Source organism: Streptomyces olivaceus (genome assembly GCF_000721235.1).
GTDB classification, from domain to species: Bacteria; Actinomycetota; Actinomycetes; order Streptomycetales; family Streptomycetaceae; genus Streptomyces; species Streptomyces olivaceus.
In genome coordinates this window covers 20,201-37,163 of record NZ_JOFH01000030.1, presented here as the reverse complement: position 1 = coordinate 37,163, position 16,963 = coordinate 20,201, and the positions used below count along the sequence as shown (strand labels likewise).

Below are 16,963 nucleotides of genomic sequence, written 5' to 3'. Positions count from 1 at the left end.
AAGGGAGGTACCCCCATGCCCCGCTCGATCCGCCTGGACGCGGTCCTTGTCCAAGCTGTCATCGCTGGCGCGCTGTCCTTCGCTCACCTGCATGACCTGGCCGAGGCCGCCGGACAGTCCGGCTGGAAGGCCTGGGCCTATCCGGTCTCCGTGGATCTGCTGCTCGTCGCTGCCTGGCGTCGACTGCGCACCGCCCGCCGGGACCGCTCGGCCTGGATCTGGTTCGTCATCGCGCTGTTCGCCTCGCTGGGCGCCAACATCGCGACCGCCGGACTGCTCGACCTCGACGCCGTACCCGCGTGGCTGTGCATCCTCGTCGCAGGGTGGCCGGCACTGGCCTTCCTCGGCGGCACCCTTCTGGTCCACTCACCCACCGACCAGGCCGCGCCCGAGCAGCCTGCCGAAGAGGGGCAGGCGCAGCCCGCCGAGGTCGAGGTGACCCGCACCGATCCGCCGGGCACTGACCCGGAGCCTGTGTCCGCCGCCCCCGAGCTGGCCCCCGCTCCCGCGTCACCGCCGCAGACCGTCCCCGGCACCCCCGCGGTTCCGGCCGCGCTGCTGGACCACGCCCGGAAGCTCGCCGACGCGCACCAGGCGTCGACAGGTACGCCGATGCCCGCCGAAGCGCTGTCGGCCCGGCTCGGCCTGCCCGACCCCATGGTCAACGCGATCTCAGCCCAACTCCAGCTCACCTGAGGGGAGAACCGTTCATGTCCGTCTACCGCCGCTTCCGCAACCGCCTCCGCGTCGGCCCGGTGCAGGTCGGCACGTACTTCGACGGCCGAGGCCGTGAGATGCACACCGCCGCCTGCACGGCCCCGCGCTGCGGCTTCTCCGCCGACTACCCCGACCGCTCCGCCGCCGAACTCGCCGCTCGCACGCACCGCTGCACGGCCTAGGGGAGATCGCCATGGACGTACCGCTCTGGCTCGCGCTGCTCGTCGTCGGCTTCCTCGGCATCAAGCTCATCCGCCCGCCCTGGTGGCTGGTCGCCGTGCTCCTCCTCGGCGGCTACCTCGTCGCGGACAGCGTCCTCGGCCCCGCCGTCGACACCATCGTCAAGTAGTTCCGAAGGGAGACCGCTCGTGCTCACCCCGAAGTACCCGCACCAGGACACCGCACCGTCCGCTACCGCCTCGGCCGTCGAAGTGCCGGCATCCGGCTCCGCCGTTCCCGCTCCGGCCGCGCCTCTCGCCAACCGCCCGACCGTCCAGCTCACCCCGGGCAGTGCCCTCGCCCTCGCTGCCGGTGGTGGCGCCGTGGTCTTGGTCGTCGGCGCCGTCCTGGTCTCGATGCTCCTCGCCGTGGCCATCACCGGCGTTTCGGTCGCCCTGGTCGCCGTCGTCCTGCGGCTGCTGCTCAAGGACCTCGCCAAGCAGCGCTGACGGCCCCCGGAGCGGCCTCGGTCGCCAAACTTCCGCCGCTCCGGGCGCCTGGACCCATTCAGATCCACTGGACCCGAAAGGGAAGCTCCATGATGCCCCAGCACGCCTTGATCGTGTTCTGCCACAAATGTGACGGTTTCCCGGTCGTCGCCGTCACCACCGGCACCCGGCACCGCGACGGCACTCGCGCTACCGCTCGCATCACCTGCCCGGCCTGCCAGGGCACCGGCCGCACGGCCCTGACCCCCGCCTCGCACCGTCAGGCGGTGACCGGCGCGTGAACGACTCCGCCACCACGGCGGGCCTGGACCCGGCCACCCTCGCCGATGTGCTGAGGCTGGCCGGATCCACCGGCTTCGACCGCGTCAAGGAACAGATCAAGCGCACCGGCGGCTGCTCGGACCCGATCCACCTGCAAGGGTCCGTCGTCGTCCGTGACGCCCGGACACGTCACGTGCTGCACTCCTACTCGACCGACACCGAGCCCGGCGGACGGCTCCGCGTCGCCTGCGGCAACCGTCGTGCCTCCCGCTGCCCGTCCTGCGCCTGGACCTACGCGGGCGACACCTACCACCTGATCCGCGCCGGTCTCGTCGGCGACCCGGACAAGGGCACCCGGCACACGATCCGGGAACACCCGCGCGTGTTCGCCACGCTCACCGCGCCCTCGTTCGGCCCGGTGCACAACCGGCCCGGCACCCGGCCGTGCCGCTGCGGCGCCCACCACCAGGAGGACGCCGCCGAACTCGGTACCCCGCTCCACCCGGACACGTACGACTACGCGGGCGCCGTGCTGTGGAACAACCACGCCTCCGACCTGTGGCGCTACTTCACGATCTACCTGCGCCGCGAGATCGCCAAGCGCGCGGGGCTCACGCAGAAGGCGGCCCGCGAACAGTCCCGCGTCGCCTTCGGCAAGGTCGCCGAATACCAGAAGCGCGGCGCCGTCCACTTCCATGCCGTCGTCCGCTTCGACGGTCCCGACGGGCCCGACTCGCCCCCGCCCGCCTGGGCCACCCTCGACCTGCTCACCGACGCGATCCGCGCGGCAGCTGCCCGCGTCGCGGTCGACGTCGAACCCGCCGGGGACCAGCCTGCCCGCACCCTGCGCTGGGGCACTCAGCTCGACGTGCAGCCCATCGGCGCCTTCGGCGACGGCCAGGAGATCACCGAACAGGCCGTCGCCTCGTACGTCGCCAAGTACGCCACCAAGGCCGCCGAAACGACGGGCACCGTGGATCGCCGCATCGGCAACAAGGAAGCCCTGGCCCTGCTCGGCGTGCCCGACCATCCCGCCCGGCTCATCGCCGCGTGCCTCGACCTCCACCCGCTCTACCCGGACCGCAAGTTCCGCGACTGGGCCCACATGCTCGGCTTCCGCGGCCACTTCTCCAGCAAGTCCCGCCGGTACTCCACCACCCTCGGCGCCCTGCGCCAGACCCGCGCCGACTACCGGGCCGCCCAGCAGCGGGAAGCCCTCGGCCTGCCCGACCCCGACGACGAACAGGCAACCACGCTCACCCTCGCCCACTGGTCCTACGCCGGGCACGGCCATACCCCCGGTGAACTCTGGCTCGCCGCCAACATCCGCCGCGACATGCAGCAGAGCCGCGAGACGGCCCGGGAAGTCATGGCGGACCTGTCGACCGATCGGAACGACTGGGAGGCGTACGCATGAGGCTGCCCGAGCAGTACCTGACCCCGGAAGACCTCGTGAGCCTGTTCCGCCTGCCGAGCGTGGACACCGTCTATCAGTGGCGCCGTAAGGGCACCGGACCCACCGGCTTCCGCGTCGGCCGGCACCTCCGCTTCGACCCCGACGACGTACACGTCTGGGTCGAGTCGCTGAGGGAGGCCGCCTGATGGCCGGGCACATCCAGGACCGTTGGTACAAGGTCAGCACCGGGGCGAACGGCAAGGCGGTCAAGGTCAAGACCGACCGTCACGGCAGCGGGCTCCGCTACCGCGCCCGGTACGTCGGCCCGGACGGCTCCGAGAAGTCCAAGAGCTTCCCCGACGGCAAGAAGCGGCTCGCCGAGAAGTGGCTGAGCGCCATCGAGACGGACATGACGCGGGGGCAGTACACCGACCCCAAGTCGGTCCGGATCACCTTCCGGGAGTACGCCGGGAAGTGGTTGGACAGCAGGACGTCCAGCCCGATGACCCGGAAGGAACTCGGGCGGCGGCTGAGGCTGCACGCGTTTCCCGTGATCGGCTCGCGGCCGGTGGGGACCTTCCGCCCCGAGCACATTCGGGGGCTGCTGGCCGCGCTGGAGGCCAAGCCGGGTGTGAGTGCCGCCTACGCCCGGAACATCTTCGCCGACGTCCAATCCGTCCTGTCCGCCGCCGTGGACGACTCGCTCTTGTCCCGCAATCCGTGCAGCGCGCGCACCGTACGGCGGCCCAGGCTGGACACGCACCCGGTGACGCCCTGGTCCCTCGCCCAGGTGCTCGCCGTTCGAACGGCGCTTCTGGAGCGGTACCGGCCCATGGTCGATGTGGGCGCCGGTTGCGGCCTCCGCCAAGGGGAGTTGTTCGGACTCGCCGAAGACGCGATCGCACCCGACGGGCGCACGCTGCATGTCGTCCGGCAGATCAAGCACGTGGAGGGGCACCCCGTTTTCGCCCTGCCCAAGGGCGGCAAGACGCGGGATGTTCCCCTGCCCGCCTCGGTGGGCGAAGCGCTCCGGGCGCACATGGATGCCTGCAAGCCCATGGAGGTCACGTTGCCGTGGGACGTGCCGGAAGGGCCGAAGGTGTCCGCCCGCCTGCTCTTCACGGCGGAGAAGGGCGGCATGATCTGGCGCAGCAACTTCAACGGCAAGGAATGGAAGCCCGCCCTGGCCGCTGCCGGGCTCATCCCTGACGCAGGGCAGGACGGCAAGTACGCATCGGCGCGCGAGCACGGCATGCACGCCCTCCGGCACTTCTACGCCTCGGCGTTGCTCGACGCGGGCGAGAACATCAAGGCCATCAGCGAGTACATGGGGCACGCCGATCCGGGCATGACCCTGCGGGTGTACGCCCACCTGATGCCCGACAGCCGCGAACGCGCCCGGCGGGCCATCGACTCCGTGTTCCAGTACGGCCCGGAGGGCGATGACGGCCCGTAGACGGCCCCGTGAGCCGTCAACGGCCCCTGACAGGCACTCCGGTGCAGGTCAGGGGCCGCTGCCGTTTGCAGACCCTCAGAAGTTGCTCAACTCTGCTTTGGGGCACGGCAGGGAGGGGCATCCCCCGTTCACGCACCACCGCGTGACAACAGAGCGAGGCATCCACGGGGGATCGCTTCGGGGGATCTTCCGGGCGTGTGCCCGGGAACGGAAGGAGGGTGGAGCCATGGTGGTCGGCATCATCCTGATCGTGTGCGCGCTCCTGGTGACCAGGGCGGTCGTGGCGGGCCGGCGCGCCTCCCGCACCGCCCGCAAGCGGGGCGGCCGGGGAACGCGCCACTGGAGCACCGGCGGAGGCGGCGACAGCGGCAACAACAGCTGGTGGGCCGGGGACGGGGACGGCGGTTCCTCGGGCGGACATCACGGAGGCCACTCCTGCGGTGGCGGGTCGTCCTGCGGAGGCGGCTCGTCCTGCGGAGGCGGGGGCGGCGGATGCGGCGGCGGAGGCAGCTGACACGGGGCAGCCGAGCTCCGGCCAGGGGGAACCGCATCCCCGCCACGGGCGCCCGCCGGGGCAGCACACCCGGTGGGCGCTCCCACGCACCGGCGCACTTTCCGCGAGCGGGGTGTGCGCCATGGTTGAACAGTTGAGCTGTTGAGCCCCCTGAGGGATGGAAACGCCACGAAGTTGGGTAAAAACGCTGTGGTGGCGCCACTGTTCATGATTCGCTCTCCCACATCAACCCAGCTCCTCGGACGACCTGTTGATCCCCTCCTGACCGGCCGACTGGGCTGAGCGGGCCGCATCCCCGGCGTTGCCGGGACGGGTGGGCCCCACACCTTCCTCTCCATTGTGTGCTTGCGGAGCCGATCCATGCTCACGACCCTGAACACCGCCTACACCGACACCCGCGCCGCCGACCTGGCCTGGACCCTGGGCCGCGAACCGCTGCCCGCGCTCGCCAGCCTCGACGTCGAACTGGAAGATGCAAAACTGCAGTTGAGGCTCCTGGGCGCCTCCCATCAAGTCCTGCTCGAAGAGGAGCAGGGCAGTTGCTCCGAGACGGTGGCGTGCATCCCGGGCAGCAGCACCCCGCTGCCGCTGGGCGTCGCCAAGCGGGTGGGCGACTGGGAGTACGAGTTCGCCGCCCGCGTGGAGGTGCTCACGCCCGGTTCCTTCGCCGGCCGCGCCCAGGAACTGCTGGCCCTGGTCGCCGACCATCCGCACGGCCTGGCCGGGGTCTTCCCGGGCAGTCCGCACGCCTTCACCGCACTGCTGGCCCACCGGCGGGAGGGCCAGGTGCACTGGCGCACCTGGCACGCCTATCCGCAGGACGGCCAGCTGGTGGCGACCCGGACCCGGGTGGGCGCGCGGGTGCCGGCTCCGCAGCTCAGCGCGGCCGCCGTATGAGCGGGCGGGCGCCGCCGGGCGGGCGGGAGCGGGGCCCGGTCGCCTGAGCCGGTGGAGGCCGGTTAAACCTGCGGTGTCCGGCGGGGCCCGAGTTTCACACGTGTGGGTGACGAAGCGCAGTCGGCACGTGACGTAACGTCACTGCGGTGATCGAGCCGCACGTGCCCGCCCCTCCCGGTCCTCCGCCGTCCTGGGGAGCCCCCGGCGGTGCCGGGGCGCCCGCGCCGCTGCCGGTGCGGCCCGGCACCGGGCGGTTCCTGGTGCTGGCCGGTGTGTTCGTCTGTGCGGCCTGCGGGCTCGTGTACGAACTCGAACTCGTCGCGCTCGCCTCGTACCTCATCGGCGACTCGGTCACCCAGGCGTCCGTGGTCCTGTCCGTCATGGTCTTCGCCATGGGCCTCGGCTCCCTGGCCGCCAAACGGCTGCGGCGGTTCGCGGCCGCCGGGTTCGGCGCCCTGGAGGCGGGCCTCGCCCTCGTCGGCGGCTCCAGCGCGATGGTGCTGTACGCCGTCTTCGCCTGGACCGGCGGCTGGGGCGGCCTGTGGGCGGACGGGCCGCGCGTCCTGCTGGTCGGCTTCTCGCTCACCATCGGCGTGCTGATCGGCGCCGAGGTGCCGCTGCTCATGGAGCTGATCCAGCGCGTCCGCCGGCAGGACCCGGGCGGCGCCGTCGCCGACCTGTTCGCCGCGGACTACGTCGGTGCGCTCGTCGGCGGCCTGGCCTTCCCCTTCGTGCTGCTGCCCTTCCTGGGCCAGCTCACCGGCGCCCTGCTGACCGGGACCGTCAACGCGGTCGTCGGCGCCGCCCTGGTCCTCGGCCTGTTCCGGCGCGACCTGACCCGGCGGGCCCGCTGGCTGCTGCTCACCGCCAACGTCCTCGTCCTCGCCCTCCTGGCCACGGCGACCGTCCTCGCCGACGACTTCGAACGCGCCGCCCGGCACGCCGTGTACGGCCAGGACGTCCGGGTCGCCGTGCGGACCGACGTGCAGGAGGTCGTCCTCACCGGCGACGCCGACGGGCGGCCCCTCGACCTGTTCCTGGACGGGCGGCTGCGGGTCAGCGACAGCGACGAGCGGCGCTACCACGAGGCCCTGGTGCGCCCGGCCATGGACGGCCCGCACGCGCGGGTGCTGATCCTCGGCGGCGGCGACGGCCTCGCCGCCCGGGAGGTGCTGCGCCACCCCGGCGTCCGCCGGGTCGACGTCGTCGAACCCGACGCCGGGCTCGTCCGGCTGGCCCGGAACGACCCCGGCCTGTCCGCCCTCAACGAGCACGCCTACGGTGACCCGCGCCTCCACGCCGGCACGGCGGACGCCTTCCGGCGGCTGCGCTCGACGCCGTCCGCGGCGTACGACGTGGTGATCTCGGACCTCCCCGACCCGGACATCACCGCCAGCACCAAGCTGTACTCCCAGGAGTTCTACGGCCTGCTGCGGCGGGTGCTCGCTCCGGACGGGCGGCTGGCCGTGCACGCGGGTCCGGTCGCCGACCGCCCCCGGACCTTCTGGACGGTCGACGCGACGCTCCGCGCGGCCGGCCTGCCGGCCGTCGCCTACCGCGTCGGCACCCGCGACGCCGACCTCGCCCCCGACCCCGGGCGCGCGAGCGCCGGCCTGCACGCCCCCGCCCCGCGCGGCTGGGGCTTCCTGCTGGCCGCGCGCGCGGCCCCCGCCCTGCGCCTCGACCCGGCGGCGCCCCGCCCGCGCACGCTCACCCCCGAGTCCCTGGCGGGGGGCGCCCGCGACGCGGCCCGCACCCGCGTCCCCGGGCTGCCGCCCTCCACGCTGGTGCATCCGCGGTACTGAGTCCCCGGCAGGGTTGTCGGTCAACACACTGGCCAACAACCCCAGGAACGGTAGGCTGCGGTGACATGGAGCATGAGGTGTTCGTTCCGGTTCCGGCCGAGCGGCTCAGGGACGTGCTGGCCGACCCCGCCCGGGTCGCCCGGGCCGTCCCGGGGCTCCAGCAGGACGCCGGTGCCGAGCCGGTCGCCGGCCGGCTGAAGGTGCGTATCGGCAGTCACTCCATCACCTACCGCGGCACCCTGCGCCTGTCCGGGGGCGAGGACGGCACGTACGCCGTCCGGGGCGACGCCACCGAGTCGCGCGGCACCGGCACGGTCGCGCTCGCGCTCACGCTGCGGGTGGCGGACGCCGACGGCGGCTCGACCGTCGTCCTCGGCGGGACGGCCACCGCGGACGGGCGCGTGACGGAGCTGCCGCCGGAGTCGGTGACGTCGGCCACGGCCCGGCTGCTGACCCGGTTCGCGGAGAACCTGGGCACCGCGGCGGCGGAGGAGCCGCGGCCCGCCTCGGTCTTCGACACCGAGATCCCCCCGCCCTCGCTCCTGGCCACGGACGGCGAGCGCGACGAGGACGACGGGCACGGCGAGAGCGACGGGAGCGACGCCGGAGCCGGGGAGGACGCGGACGCAGCTCCCCCCGCCGCCGCCCCCGAGCCCGCCGCCCCGGAGCCCGCGGCCCCCGAGCCGGTCCGGCCCCCCGCCGAGGCCGCCCACGCGCGCCGCACGATGATCGGCCGCAGCGCCGAGGAGGTGGACCACGCCCCGCCGCGCGGCCGGTACGCCCCCGTCCCCGCGCCCCAGCCGAGGGTGGCCGGTGCCCCCCTGCGCTGGGCCGCCCCCGCGGCGGCGCTGGTCGTCGCGTCGGCGATCGTCGTGGGCCGGGCGCTCCGCAGGCGCCGCTGACCCCGGCCTCCCCCCGGTTCCCGCCGCGTCGCCGATGGGCCCGGTCCCGCCGGTGCGCCCTTGATCGCCCCAGTAGGGTCGTGGCGTGAGCAACGAACCCATCACGCTGACCGCGGGTGACGCGGAGGCGACCGTGCTGCCGGGCAACGGCGGCCGGATCGGCGGGCTCCGCGTCGGCGGCACGGAGCTGCTCCGCCAGGGCGAGCGCTACGGCTGCTTCCCGATGGTCCCCTGGTGCGGCCGCATCCGGGACGGCCGCTTCGACGACGGCGCCGTGGTCCACCAGATGCCGCTCAACTCCCCGCCGCACGCCATCCACGGCACCGCACGCGACGCCGCCTGGCGCACCGCCCGCGTCACCGCGGACGAGGCCGTCCTCACGTACGACCTGACCGACCCCTGGCCCTACACCGGCCGCGTCACTCAGGTCGTCGCCCTCGCCGAGGACGCGCTGACGCTGACGCTGGCCGTGGAGACGTACGACTCGTCCTTCCCGGCGCAGGTCGGCTGGCACCCCTGGTTCAACCGCACCCTCGACGGCGGGGGCGGCGCGGACGTCTCGATCGCCTTCGACCCCGCCTGGCAGGAGGAGCGCGGCGACGACCACCTCCCCACCGGCAACCGCGTCGAGCCGAAGCCGGGCCCCTGGGACGACTGCTTCGGCATGCCGGACGGCGTCGACGTCACCCTCACCTGGCCCGGACGGCTGGAGCTGAACGTGACCAGCCGCGAGCCCTGGGCCGTGGTGTACGACGAGCAGGAGGCCGCCGTCTGCGTGGAGCCGCAGACCGGGCCGCCCAACGGCCTGAACACCGCCCCGCGCCTGGTCACACCCCTGGAGCCGCTGGAGGCCACGACGACCTGGTCCTGGCGCCGCCTCTAAGCTGGCGTCCATGACGGACGTAGACGTACGCGGCGCGCTGCTGCAGCAGATCAAGGACAAGGCCGTGGTGCACGGCAAGGTGACCCTCTCCTCGGGTCTGGAGGCCGACTACTACGTCGACCTGCGCCGCATCACCCTGGACGGCGAGGCCGCGCCGCTGGTCGGACAGGTGCTGCTCGACCTGACCGCCGACCTGGAGTACGACACGGTGGGCGGCCTCACCATGGGCGCCGACCCGGTCGCCGCGAGCCTGCTGCACGCCGCCGCCGCGCGCGGCCGCAGGCTGGACGCGTTCGTGGTCCGCAAGGCCGCCAAGGCGCACGGGCTGCAGCGCCGCGTCGAGGGCCCGGACATCAGGGGCCGCCGCGTGCTGGTCGTCGAGGACACCTCCACCACCGGCGGCTCCCCGCTGACCGCCGTCGAGGCCGTGCGCGAGGCCGGCGGCGAGGTGGTCGCCGTCGCGACCATCGTCGACCGGGCGACGGGCGCCGCCGAGAAGATCCAGGACGGCGCGGGAGTGCCGTACCGGTACGCGTACGACAAGGACGAGCTGGGCCTGGACTGAGCCGTCCCCCGAAGCCCCGGAGGACCGCGACGGACGTCCACTCGGGTATTCCCGCGTCGTCTGGAAGGATGGGGCCGACGATGACGTCGCCTTCCAGTCTCAGGTCAGGGCCATAAGCACCAGCACGCCCACCCGCACATACAAGGAGCGGACAGATGCCCATCGCAACTCCCGAGGTCTACAACGAGATGCTGGACCGGGCGAAGGCAGGAAAGTTCGCCTACCCGGCCATCAACGTGACCTCCACTCAGACGCTCCACGCGGCCCTGCGCGGTTTCGCCGAGGCGGAGAGCGACGGCATCATCCAGATGTCCACGGGCGGCGCCGAGTTCCTGGGCGGCCAGCACAACAAGGACATGGTGACCGGCGCCGTCGCGCTGGCCGAGTTCGCGCACATCGTCGCCGAGAAGTACGACGTCACCGTCGCCCTGCACACGGACCACTGTCCCAAGGACAAGCTCGACGGCTACGTGCGTCCGCTGCTCGCGGTCTCCGAGGAGCGCGTCAAGGCCGGCCGCAACCCGCTGTTCCAGTCGCACATGTGGGACGGCTCGGCCGAGACCCTGTCCGACAACCTCTCCATCGCCGCCGAGCTGCTGGAGCGCGCCCGCGCCGCGAAGATCATCCTCGAGGTCGAGATCACCCCGACCGGCGGCGAGGAGGACGGCGTCTCGCACGAGATCAACGACTCCCTGTACACCACGGTCGACGACGCGGTCCGCACCGTCGAGGCCCTGGGCCTGGGCGAGAAGGGCCGCTACCTGCTCGCCGCGTCCTTCGGCAACGTGCACGGCGTGTACAAGCCGGGCAACGTCGTGCTCCGCCCCGAGCTGCTCAAGGAGCTGAACGAGGGCATCGCGTCGAAGTACGGGCAGCCGGCCGGCAGCAAGCCGTTCAACTTCGTCTTCCACGGCGGCTCGGGCTCCTCCGCCGAGGAGATCGCGACCGCCCTGGAGAACGGCGTGGTCAAGATGAACATCGACACGGACACCCAGTACGCCTTCACGCGTCCGGTCGCCGACCACATGTTCCGCAACTACGACGGCGTCCTCAAGGTCGACGGCGAGGTCGGCAACAAGAAGACCTACGACCCGCGCACCTGGGGCAAGCTGGCCGAGGCCGGCATGGCCGCGCGCGTCGTCGAGGCCTGCGGCCACCTGCGCTCGGCCGGCACGAAGATCAAGTAAGCCACGAAGATCAAGTAAGTCCGGTCGTCCCGACCGTCCGCACGAGCCCGGCGCGCTGACATCCGCGCCGGGCTCGCTGTATACCTGGGGCCATGCCCGATGTCCGGCTCGCCTCACCGCAGGGCAGATGGATCCTGCTCACCACCGTCCTCGGCTCCAGCATGGCCCTGCTGGACTCGACCGTCGTCAACGTCGCGCTGCCCCGCATCGGCCGCGACCTGGACGCGGGCCTCGCCGCCCTGCAGTGGACCGTCAACGCCTACATGGTCACGCTGGCCGGGCTGATCCTCCTCGGCGGCGCCCTGGGCGACCGGTTCGGACGGCGCCGGATCTTCGTCCTCGGCGTCCTGTGGTTCGCCGCCGCGTCCCTGCTGTGCGGTCTCGCCCCGAACGCCGGTGTCCTGATCGCCGCCCGCGCCCTGCAGGGCATCGGCGGCGCGCTGCTCACGCCGGGGTCGCTCGCCCTCATCCAGGCCTCCTTCCACCCCGACGACCGGGGCCGGGCGGTCGGCCTGTGGTCCGGGTTCGGGGGCGTCGGCGCGGCGGTGGGCCCCTTCCTCGGCGGCTGGCTGGTGGACGGGGCGGGCTGGCGCTGGGTGTTCCTGCTCAACGTGCCGCTGGCGCTGCTGTGCGCGCCGATCGCGCTGCGCCACGTACCGGAGTCGTCCGACGAGCGCGCGCACACGCGGTTCGACGTGCTCGGCGCGGTGCTGGGGGCGGCGGCCCTCGCGCTGCTCACGTACGCGCTGATCGAGGCCCGTGCCGCGTCCTGGGCGGTGGCGCTCAGCGCGGTGGCCGGGGTGGCGGCCGCGGTGGCCTTCGTCGTCGTCGAACGGCGCGGCAAGGACCCGATGATGCCGCTGGACGTCTTCGCCTCCCGCCAGTTCACGGCGGTCAACCTGGTCACGCTGTGCGTGTACGCGGCCTTCGGCGGCTTCTTCTTCCTCGCCGCGCTCCAGCTCCAGGTCGTCGTCGGCTGGTCCGCGCTGGCCGCCGGTACGGCGCTGCTGCCGACCACCGTCCTGATGCTGCTGCTCTCCGCCCGCTCGGGCGAACTCGCCGAACGCCTCGGACCGCGCCTCCAGCTCACCGCCGGGCCCCTGTTCTGCGCGGCCGGGATGGTGCTGATGCTGCGGGTCGGCCCGGGTGCCTCCTACCTCGCCGACGTGCTGCCCGCCCTGCTGGTCCTCGGCATCGGCATGGTCACGCTGGTGGCGCCGCTGACGGCGAGCGTGCTGGCCGCCGTGGACACCGCGCGGGCCGGTCTCGCCAGCGGCGTCAACAACGCGGCCGCCCGTGCGGCGGGGCTCGTCGCGGTCGCCGCGCTGCCGCTGCTCACCGGCATGGGGGAGGAGGCGTACCGGTCGGCGCCGGCGTTCGACGACGCGTTCGGGCCGGCGATGCTGATCTGCGCGGGCGTCCTGGTCGCCGGCTCCGTGCTCGCCTTCACCACGGTGCGCCGGCGCCCGTCCCCGGACTGCGCCCGGCCCGAGTGCCGCACCCACGGCTCGGTACTGACACCCCCGTTGGAGGGCGACCCCGCCTCCTGACCCGCCCGCCGCCGAGGGGCGCGGGGAACCGCGCGCCCCGCCACGACGCACCCGCATCCGCCCACGTGCCCCCTCCCGCCGACAGCCCCGTCCGGCCGCCCCCGGCGATGCCGCAGACTTGTCCCATGGCCATTCACGAGAACCTCCTCGGGGGACCGCCCCCGACCCACCTCCCCGACGACCCCGGGCCGCGCGAGCTGCTGGCGGGCGGCACCTCGCCGGCCGACGTCGCCGCGAAGTACCCGACGTCCTCGCTCGCCTGGGCCCGGCTGGCCGACGAGGCGTACGAGCGCGGCAGCGTCGTGGAGTCGTACGCGTACGCCCGCACGGGCTACCACCGCGGCCTGGACGCCCTGCGCCGCAGCGGCTGGAAGGGGCACGGCCCGGTGCCCTGGGAGCACGAGCCGAACCGCGGCTTCCTGCGCGCCCTGCACGCCCTCGCCCGCGCCGCCCGGGAGATCGGCGAGAAGGAGGAGTACGAGCGCTGCAGCGGCTTCCTGAAGGACTCCTCGCCGTCCGCGGCCGAGGTCCTCGGCTGACCGGTGCCGCCGGTCTTTCGGGACGTGTTCCGGGCCCGTCCCCGCCGCCGTGCGGGGGCGGGCCTTGCGGTTTCCTGCGACGATTGCGGAGTATGCCGTTGGGGACCGGGGCCCCGTGCCGGTAACGGCAGGGCGGACCGCTACCCGAAGTGCACATCAGGAGACAGCGATGTCCCACGACGCCCCGAATCTCGACTTCGAGGGCAGCACGCCGTACGAGGACTACGTCAAGGCGGACGTGCTCACCCATCTCCAGCACACCCTCTCCGACGATCCCGGAGAGATGGTCTTCCTGGTCACGACCCAGGTGATGGAGCTGTGGTTCACCGTCGTCGTCCACGAGTGGGAGACCGCCGCCCGCGCCCTGCGCGAGGACGGTGCGGACGGCGGGGACGGCGTCCGGGTGGCGACCGACGCGCTCAAGCGCTCGGTGCGGGAGCTGGAGGCGCTCAACGCCTCCTGGACCCCGCTCGGACAGCTCACCCCGGCCCAGTTCAACTCCTACCGGTCCGCCCTCGGCGAGGGCTCGGGCTTCCAGTCGGCGATGTACCGGCGCCTGGAGTTCCTGCTCGGCGACAAGTCCGCGTCCATGCTCGTCCCGCACCGCGGCGCCCCGCGCGTCCACGCGGAACTGGAGAAGGCGCTGCACGAGCCGTGCCTGTACGACGAGGTGGTCCGGCTGCTCGCCCGGCGCGGGTACGACATCCCGGACACCGTGCTCCGGCGCGACGTCACCCGGAAGTACGAGCCGGCCCCCGAGGTGGAGGCCGCCTGGACGGCCGTGTACTCCGGCGACCAGAACGGCGAGCTGGCCCGCCTCGGCGAGGCCCTCACCGACGTCGCCGAGCTGGTGTGGCGCTGGCGCAACGACCACCTGGTCGCCACCCGCCGCGCGATGGGCTCCAAGACCGGCACGGGCGGCTCCGCCGGGGTGGCCTGGCTGGAGAAGCGGGCCCGCGGCAACGTGTTCCCCGAGCTGTGGACGGCGAGGTCGTATGTCTGAGCGGACGGGCCTCGCGGGCGAGGCGGAGGAGCTGGACGCCGCCGATCCGCTGGCCGCGGTGCGCGGGGAGTTCGTCCTGGACGACGTGACGTACCTCGACGGCAACTCCCTCGGCGCCCTCCCGGCACATGTCCCCGGGCGGGTGGAGGACGTGGTACGGCGGCAGTGGGGCGAGCTGCGCATCCGGTCCTGGGACGAGAGCGGCTGGTGGACGGCGCCCGAGCGGATCGGCGACCGGATCGCGCCGCTGGTCGGCGCCGCCGCCGGGCAGGTCGTGGTCGGCGACTCGACGAGCGTCAACGTCTTCAAGGCGCTGGTCGCCGCGGTGCGCATGGCGCAGGATGACGGGGCGGCCGGGGCGGCCGGGGCGGACGGCCGGGGAAGCGGCGGGGGCGGGAGCGGCGGCGGTGCGGTCCGGGACGAGATCCTCGTGGACGCCACCACCTTCCCCACGGACGGCTACATCGCCGATTCCGCGGCCCGGCTGACCGGCTGCACGCTGCGGCCGGTCCTCCCGGCCGAGGTGCCGTCGGCGCTGGCGGACCGGGGGGAGCGCACGGCGGCCGTGCTGCTCAACCACGTCGACTACCGCACGGGCCAGCTGCACGACCTGCCCGCGCTCACGGCCGCCGTGCACGCGGCGGGGGCGTACGCCGTCTGGGACCTGTGCCACAGCGCGGGCGCCCTGCCGGTCGGCCTCGACGAGCACGGCGTCGACCTGGCCGTCGGCTGCACCTACAAGTACCTCAACGGCGGCCCCGGCTCGCCCGCGTACCTGTACGTGCGCCGCGGCCTCCAGCACCGCTTCGACTCCCCGCTGCCCGGCTGGAACTCGCACGCCGAGCCGTTCGGCATGCGGCCCGACTACGCCCCGGCCGCCGGCGCGGTGCGCGGGCGGGTCGGCACGCCGGACATCCTCTCCCTGCTCGCCCTGGAGGCGGCGCTGGACGTGTGGGACGGGGCCGGGGTCTCGGTGGCGGCCGTCCGGGCCAAGTCCCTGGCGCTGACGGACTTCTTCCTGCGCTGTGTCGGGGCGTACGTCCCCGGGGGCCGCGCGGAGTCGCTGACCCCGGCGGCCCACGCCGAGCGGGGCAGCCAGGTCGCGCTGCGCTGCGACGGCGCCGGTGACGTCATGAAGCGGCTGATCGAGCGCGGCGTGGTCGGGGACTACCGCCCGCCGGACGTGCTGCGCTTCGGCTTCACCCCGCTGTACGTCGGCTTCGCGGACGTGGAGCGGGCGGCGTGGGTGCTGGCGGAGACACTGGCCGGCTGAGTCGCGGCGTCGGAGCAGCGCGGGCGGGGCCGTGGAGGTGTCGAGTCGCTGAGGTGGGGCCGCGGAGGTGTCGAGTCGCCGAGGTGGGGCCCGGCGGATCGTTCGGCCCTCACCCAGCGTCACATCCCCATGTCCGCGCACGTCATCGGCCTGATAACGTCCCGCCAACGGCCGATTTACTTCTCCCGGTCCGCCAACGCCGTTTCGACGCTGAGAGGTTGAGAGATTGAGCATGCCGGACTCCGCCGCAGGACCGGGCACCGCTGCCGCACGGGACGCCGCGGAGGAGAAATCGGCCTTCTCGCACCCGGCGGTCGACCCCGACGGCACCGCCGCCTACGGCGAACTCCCGGACCAGGTGGTCGACTTCTACGCGCCGCGCGGAGCGGGTGGTCCGGGTGGCGCCGCGCCCGTGGTGGTGGTGCTGCACGGCGGTTCGTGGCGGGCCCCGTACGACCGGCGCCACATCAGCCCGTTCGCCGGCTTCCTCGCCCAACGGGGCTTCGCCGTGGCCAGTGTGGAGTACCGGCGCGGGGCCCGGGGCCCCGGCGGTGAGGATGCGGGCGAACCCGTCGCGGGGCGCTGGCCCGACACGTTCGACGACGTGGCGGCCGCGGTGGACGCGCTGCCCGAGCTGGTGCGGCGGCACCTGCCGGGGGCCGACGTGCGACGCATGGTGCTCACCGGCCACTCCGCCGGCGGCCACCTCGCCCTGTGGGCCGCGTCCCGCCACGTCCTGCCCGCCGACGCCCCCTGGCGCACCGACCGTCCGGCACCCCTGCGCGGGGTGGTCGCCCTCGCCCCGATCGCCGACTTCGAGGTGGCCGACCAGCTCGGCGTGTGCGGTGGCGCGGCACGTCAACTGCTGGGCTCAGAAAAGCTGTTCGCCGAGCGGCGGCCCTATGCCGACCCCGCGCTGCTGCTGCCCACCGGCATCGCGACGACCCTGGTCCAGGGCCGGGCCGACGTGGACGTTCCGCAGGCGGTCGCCGACGCGTACGCCGACGCGGCGGCGAAGGCCGGGGAGGTGGTGGGCGTCACGCTGCTGGAGGACGTCGGCCACTATCCGCTGATCGACCCGGCGGCGGACGCGTGCGCGGTGGTCGCGGAGGAGATCGCGCAGCTGGCCTGGTGAGTCCTGGTGGGCGGTGAGTGGCGAGCGGTGAGCCGGGGGCACGCCGTTGGCGGCGCCCGTCGTGGCCGTCGCGCTGGGCAGCCGTCGTGGCCGTGGTGCCCGTCGTGCCCGTCGTGCCCGTCGTGCCCGTCGTGCCCGTCGTGCGGCGGAGCCCGTCGTACCCGTAGTACCTGAGAGCTACCCGCCAGGTGAGTTCTCTGGCGGGACGCGGG

General features: G+C 73.6%; 20 protein-coding genes. All 20 read left to right on the top strand.

Annotation, left to right across the window (positions count from 1 at the left end; all coding sequences use genetic code 11):
- Positions 1 to 15: 15 nt before the first annotated feature.
- A complete protein-coding gene (locus IG94_RS0129030) occupies positions 16 to 696 on the top strand; it encodes a DUF2637 domain-containing protein (RefSeq protein WP_031043736.1) in 681 nt (226 codons plus the stop codon).
- Positions 697 to 710: 14 nt separating this feature from the next.
- Positions 711 to 899, top strand: coding sequence for a mobile element transfer protein (locus IG94_RS0129025; RefSeq protein ID WP_031043733.1), 189 nt, complete (start codon positions 711 to 713; stop codon positions 897 to 899).
- Between the two features lie 11 nt (positions 900 to 910).
- Positions 911 to 1,066 (top strand): hypothetical protein, encoded by a 156-nt coding sequence (locus IG94_RS42030; protein WP_107060722.1) that lies wholly within the window; start codon positions 911 to 913, stop codon positions 1,064 to 1,066.
- 19 nt (positions 1,067 to 1,085) lie between these two features.
- Positions 1,086 to 1,385 carry a hypothetical protein gene (locus tag IG94_RS0129015; protein ID WP_031043731.1) on the top strand — a complete coding sequence of 100 codons (300 nt, stop codon included), beginning with the start codon at positions 1,086 to 1,088 and terminating at the stop codon, positions 1,383 to 1,385.
- 92 nt (positions 1,386 to 1,477) lie between these two features.
- The gene (locus tag IG94_RS0129010) at positions 1,478 to 1,666 is read left to right on the top strand and encodes a hypothetical protein (RefSeq protein ID WP_031043727.1); all 189 of its coding nucleotides are present in this window, start codon (positions 1,478 to 1,480) and stop codon (positions 1,664 to 1,666) included.
- Positions 1,663 to 3,063 (top strand): replication initiator protein RepSA, encoded by a 1,401-nt coding sequence (gene repSA / locus IG94_RS0129005; protein ID WP_031043724.1) that lies wholly within the window; start codon positions 1,663 to 1,665, stop codon positions 3,061 to 3,063. Before IG94_RS0129010 ends, repSA begins: the two co-directional genes overlap by 4 nt.
- Positions 3,060 to 3,248, top strand: coding sequence for a helix-turn-helix transcriptional regulator (locus tag IG94_RS0129000; protein WP_031043721.1), 189 nt, complete (start codon positions 3,060 to 3,062; stop codon positions 3,246 to 3,248). Before repSA ends, IG94_RS0129000 begins: the two co-directional genes overlap by 4 nt.
- Complete coding sequence (locus IG94_RS0128995) at positions 3,248 to 4,498, top strand: tyrosine-type recombinase/integrase (RefSeq protein ID WP_031043719.1); 1,251 nt, start codon at positions 3,248 to 3,250, stop codon at positions 4,496 to 4,498. The genes IG94_RS0129000 and IG94_RS0128995 overlap by 1 nt, the downstream gene beginning before the upstream one ends.
- A gap of 226 nt (positions 4,499 to 4,724) precedes the next feature.
- Positions 4,725 to 5,012, top strand: coding sequence for a hypothetical protein (locus tag IG94_RS0128990; RefSeq protein WP_031043717.1), 288 nt, complete (start codon positions 4,725 to 4,727; stop codon positions 5,010 to 5,012).
- A 360-nt stretch (positions 5,013 to 5,372) separates the two neighbouring features.
- Positions 5,373 to 5,909 (top strand): DUF2617 family protein, encoded by a 537-nt coding sequence (locus tag IG94_RS0128985; RefSeq protein WP_031043715.1) that lies wholly within the window; start codon positions 5,373 to 5,375, stop codon positions 5,907 to 5,909.
- Positions 5,910 to 6,055: 146 nt separating this feature from the next.
- Positions 6,056 to 7,714 (top strand): polyamine aminopropyltransferase, encoded by a 1,659-nt coding sequence (locus tag IG94_RS0128980; RefSeq protein WP_031043711.1) that lies wholly within the window; start codon positions 6,056 to 6,058, stop codon positions 7,712 to 7,714.
- Positions 7,715 to 7,779: 65 nt separating this feature from the next.
- Entirely contained in the window at positions 7,780 to 8,616 is an 837-nt protein-coding gene (locus IG94_RS0128975) for an SRPBCC family protein (RefSeq protein WP_031043708.1), read from the top strand.
- An 85-nt stretch (positions 8,617 to 8,701) separates the two neighbouring features.
- The gene (locus tag IG94_RS0128970) at positions 8,702 to 9,499 is read left to right on the top strand and encodes an aldose epimerase family protein (protein WP_031043705.1); all 798 of its coding nucleotides are present in this window, start codon (positions 8,702 to 8,704) and stop codon (positions 9,497 to 9,499) included.
- Between the two features lie 10 nt (positions 9,500 to 9,509).
- Positions 9,510 to 10,064 (top strand): orotate phosphoribosyltransferase, encoded by a 555-nt coding sequence (pyrE, locus tag IG94_RS0128965; protein WP_031043691.1) that lies wholly within the window; start codon positions 9,510 to 9,512, stop codon positions 10,062 to 10,064.
- A gap of 155 nt (positions 10,065 to 10,219) precedes the next feature.
- Positions 10,220 to 11,251 carry a class II fructose-bisphosphate aldolase gene (gene fbaA, locus IG94_RS0128960; RefSeq protein WP_031043686.1) on the top strand — a complete coding sequence of 344 codons (1,032 nt, stop codon included), beginning with the start codon at positions 10,220 to 10,222 and terminating at the stop codon, positions 11,249 to 11,251.
- 92 nt (positions 11,252 to 11,343) lie between these two features.
- Complete coding sequence (locus tag IG94_RS0128955) at positions 11,344 to 12,801, top strand: MFS transporter (RefSeq protein ID WP_031043683.1); 1,458 nt, start codon at positions 11,344 to 11,346, stop codon at positions 12,799 to 12,801.
- 125 nt (positions 12,802 to 12,926) lie between these two features.
- Positions 12,927 to 13,340, top strand: coding sequence for a DUF3151 domain-containing protein (locus tag IG94_RS0128950; protein WP_031043680.1), 414 nt, complete (start codon positions 12,927 to 12,929; stop codon positions 13,338 to 13,340).
- A gap of 169 nt (positions 13,341 to 13,509) precedes the next feature.
- Entirely contained in the window at positions 13,510 to 14,343 is an 834-nt protein-coding gene (locus tag IG94_RS0128945) for a tryptophan 2,3-dioxygenase family protein (protein ID WP_031043676.1), read from the top strand.
- Entirely contained in the window at positions 14,336 to 15,616 is a 1,281-nt protein-coding gene (gene kynU, locus IG94_RS0128940; RefSeq protein ID WP_031043670.1) for a kynureninase, read from the top strand. The genes IG94_RS0128945 and kynU overlap by 8 nt, the downstream gene beginning before the upstream one ends.
- Before the next feature lie 232 nt (positions 15,617 to 15,848).
- Complete coding sequence (locus IG94_RS0128935) at positions 15,849 to 16,751, top strand: alpha/beta hydrolase (RefSeq protein WP_031043667.1); 903 nt, start codon at positions 15,849 to 15,851, stop codon at positions 16,749 to 16,751.
- Positions 16,752 to 16,963: the final 212 nt, after the last annotated feature.

What these genes read in the sequence shown, in the direction of transcription:
- IG94_RS0128935 (WP_031043667.1), top strand. Translation starts at nt 15,849, where the DNA reads ATGCCGGACTCCGCCGCAGGACCGGGCACCGCTGCCGCACGGGACGCC.
- IG94_RS0128975 (WP_031043708.1), top strand. Translation starts at nt 7,780, where the DNA reads ATGGAGCATGAGGTGTTCGTTCCGGTTCCGGCCGAGCGGCTCAGGGAC.
- pyrE (WP_031043691.1), top strand. Translation starts at nt 9,510, where the DNA reads ATGACGGACGTAGACGTACGCGGCGCGCTGCTGCAGCAGATCAAGGAC.
- IG94_RS0128950 (WP_031043680.1), top strand. Translation starts at nt 12,927, where the DNA reads ATGGCCATTCACGAGAACCTCCTCGGGGGACCGCCCCCGACCCACCTC.
- IG94_RS0128990 (WP_031043717.1), top strand. Translation starts at nt 4,725, where the DNA reads ATGGTGGTCGGCATCATCCTGATCGTGTGCGCGCTCCTGGTGACCAGG.
- fbaA (WP_031043686.1), top strand. Translation starts at nt 10,220, where the DNA reads ATGCCCATCGCAACTCCCGAGGTCTACAACGAGATGCTGGACCGGGCG.
- IG94_RS0128995 (WP_031043719.1), top strand. Translation starts at nt 3,248, where the DNA reads ATGGCCGGGCACATCCAGGACCGTTGGTACAAGGTCAGCACCGGGGCG.
- IG94_RS0128985 (WP_031043715.1), top strand. Translation starts at nt 5,373, where the DNA reads ATGCTCACGACCCTGAACACCGCCTACACCGACACCCGCGCCGCCGAC.
- IG94_RS0128945 (WP_031043676.1), top strand. Translation starts at nt 13,510, where the DNA reads ATGTCCCACGACGCCCCGAATCTCGACTTCGAGGGCAGCACGCCGTAC.
- IG94_RS0128955 (WP_031043683.1), top strand. Translation starts at nt 11,344, where the DNA reads ATGCCCGATGTCCGGCTCGCCTCACCGCAGGGCAGATGGATCCTGCTC.
- IG94_RS0129000 (WP_031043721.1), top strand. Translation starts at nt 3,060, where the DNA reads ATGAGGCTGCCCGAGCAGTACCTGACCCCGGAAGACCTCGTGAGCCTG.
- kynU (WP_031043670.1), top strand. Translation starts at nt 14,336, where the DNA reads ATGTCTGAGCGGACGGGCCTCGCGGGCGAGGCGGAGGAGCTGGACGCC.
- IG94_RS0129030 (WP_031043736.1), top strand. Translation starts at nt 16, where the DNA reads ATGCCCCGCTCGATCCGCCTGGACGCGGTCCTTGTCCAAGCTGTCATC.
- IG94_RS42030 (WP_107060722.1), top strand. Translation starts at nt 911, where the DNA reads ATGGACGTACCGCTCTGGCTCGCGCTGCTCGTCGTCGGCTTCCTCGGC.
- IG94_RS0129010 (WP_031043727.1), top strand. Translation starts at nt 1,478, where the DNA reads ATGCCCCAGCACGCCTTGATCGTGTTCTGCCACAAATGTGACGGTTTC.
- IG94_RS0129025 (WP_031043733.1), top strand. Translation starts at nt 711, where the DNA reads ATGTCCGTCTACCGCCGCTTCCGCAACCGCCTCCGCGTCGGCCCGGTG.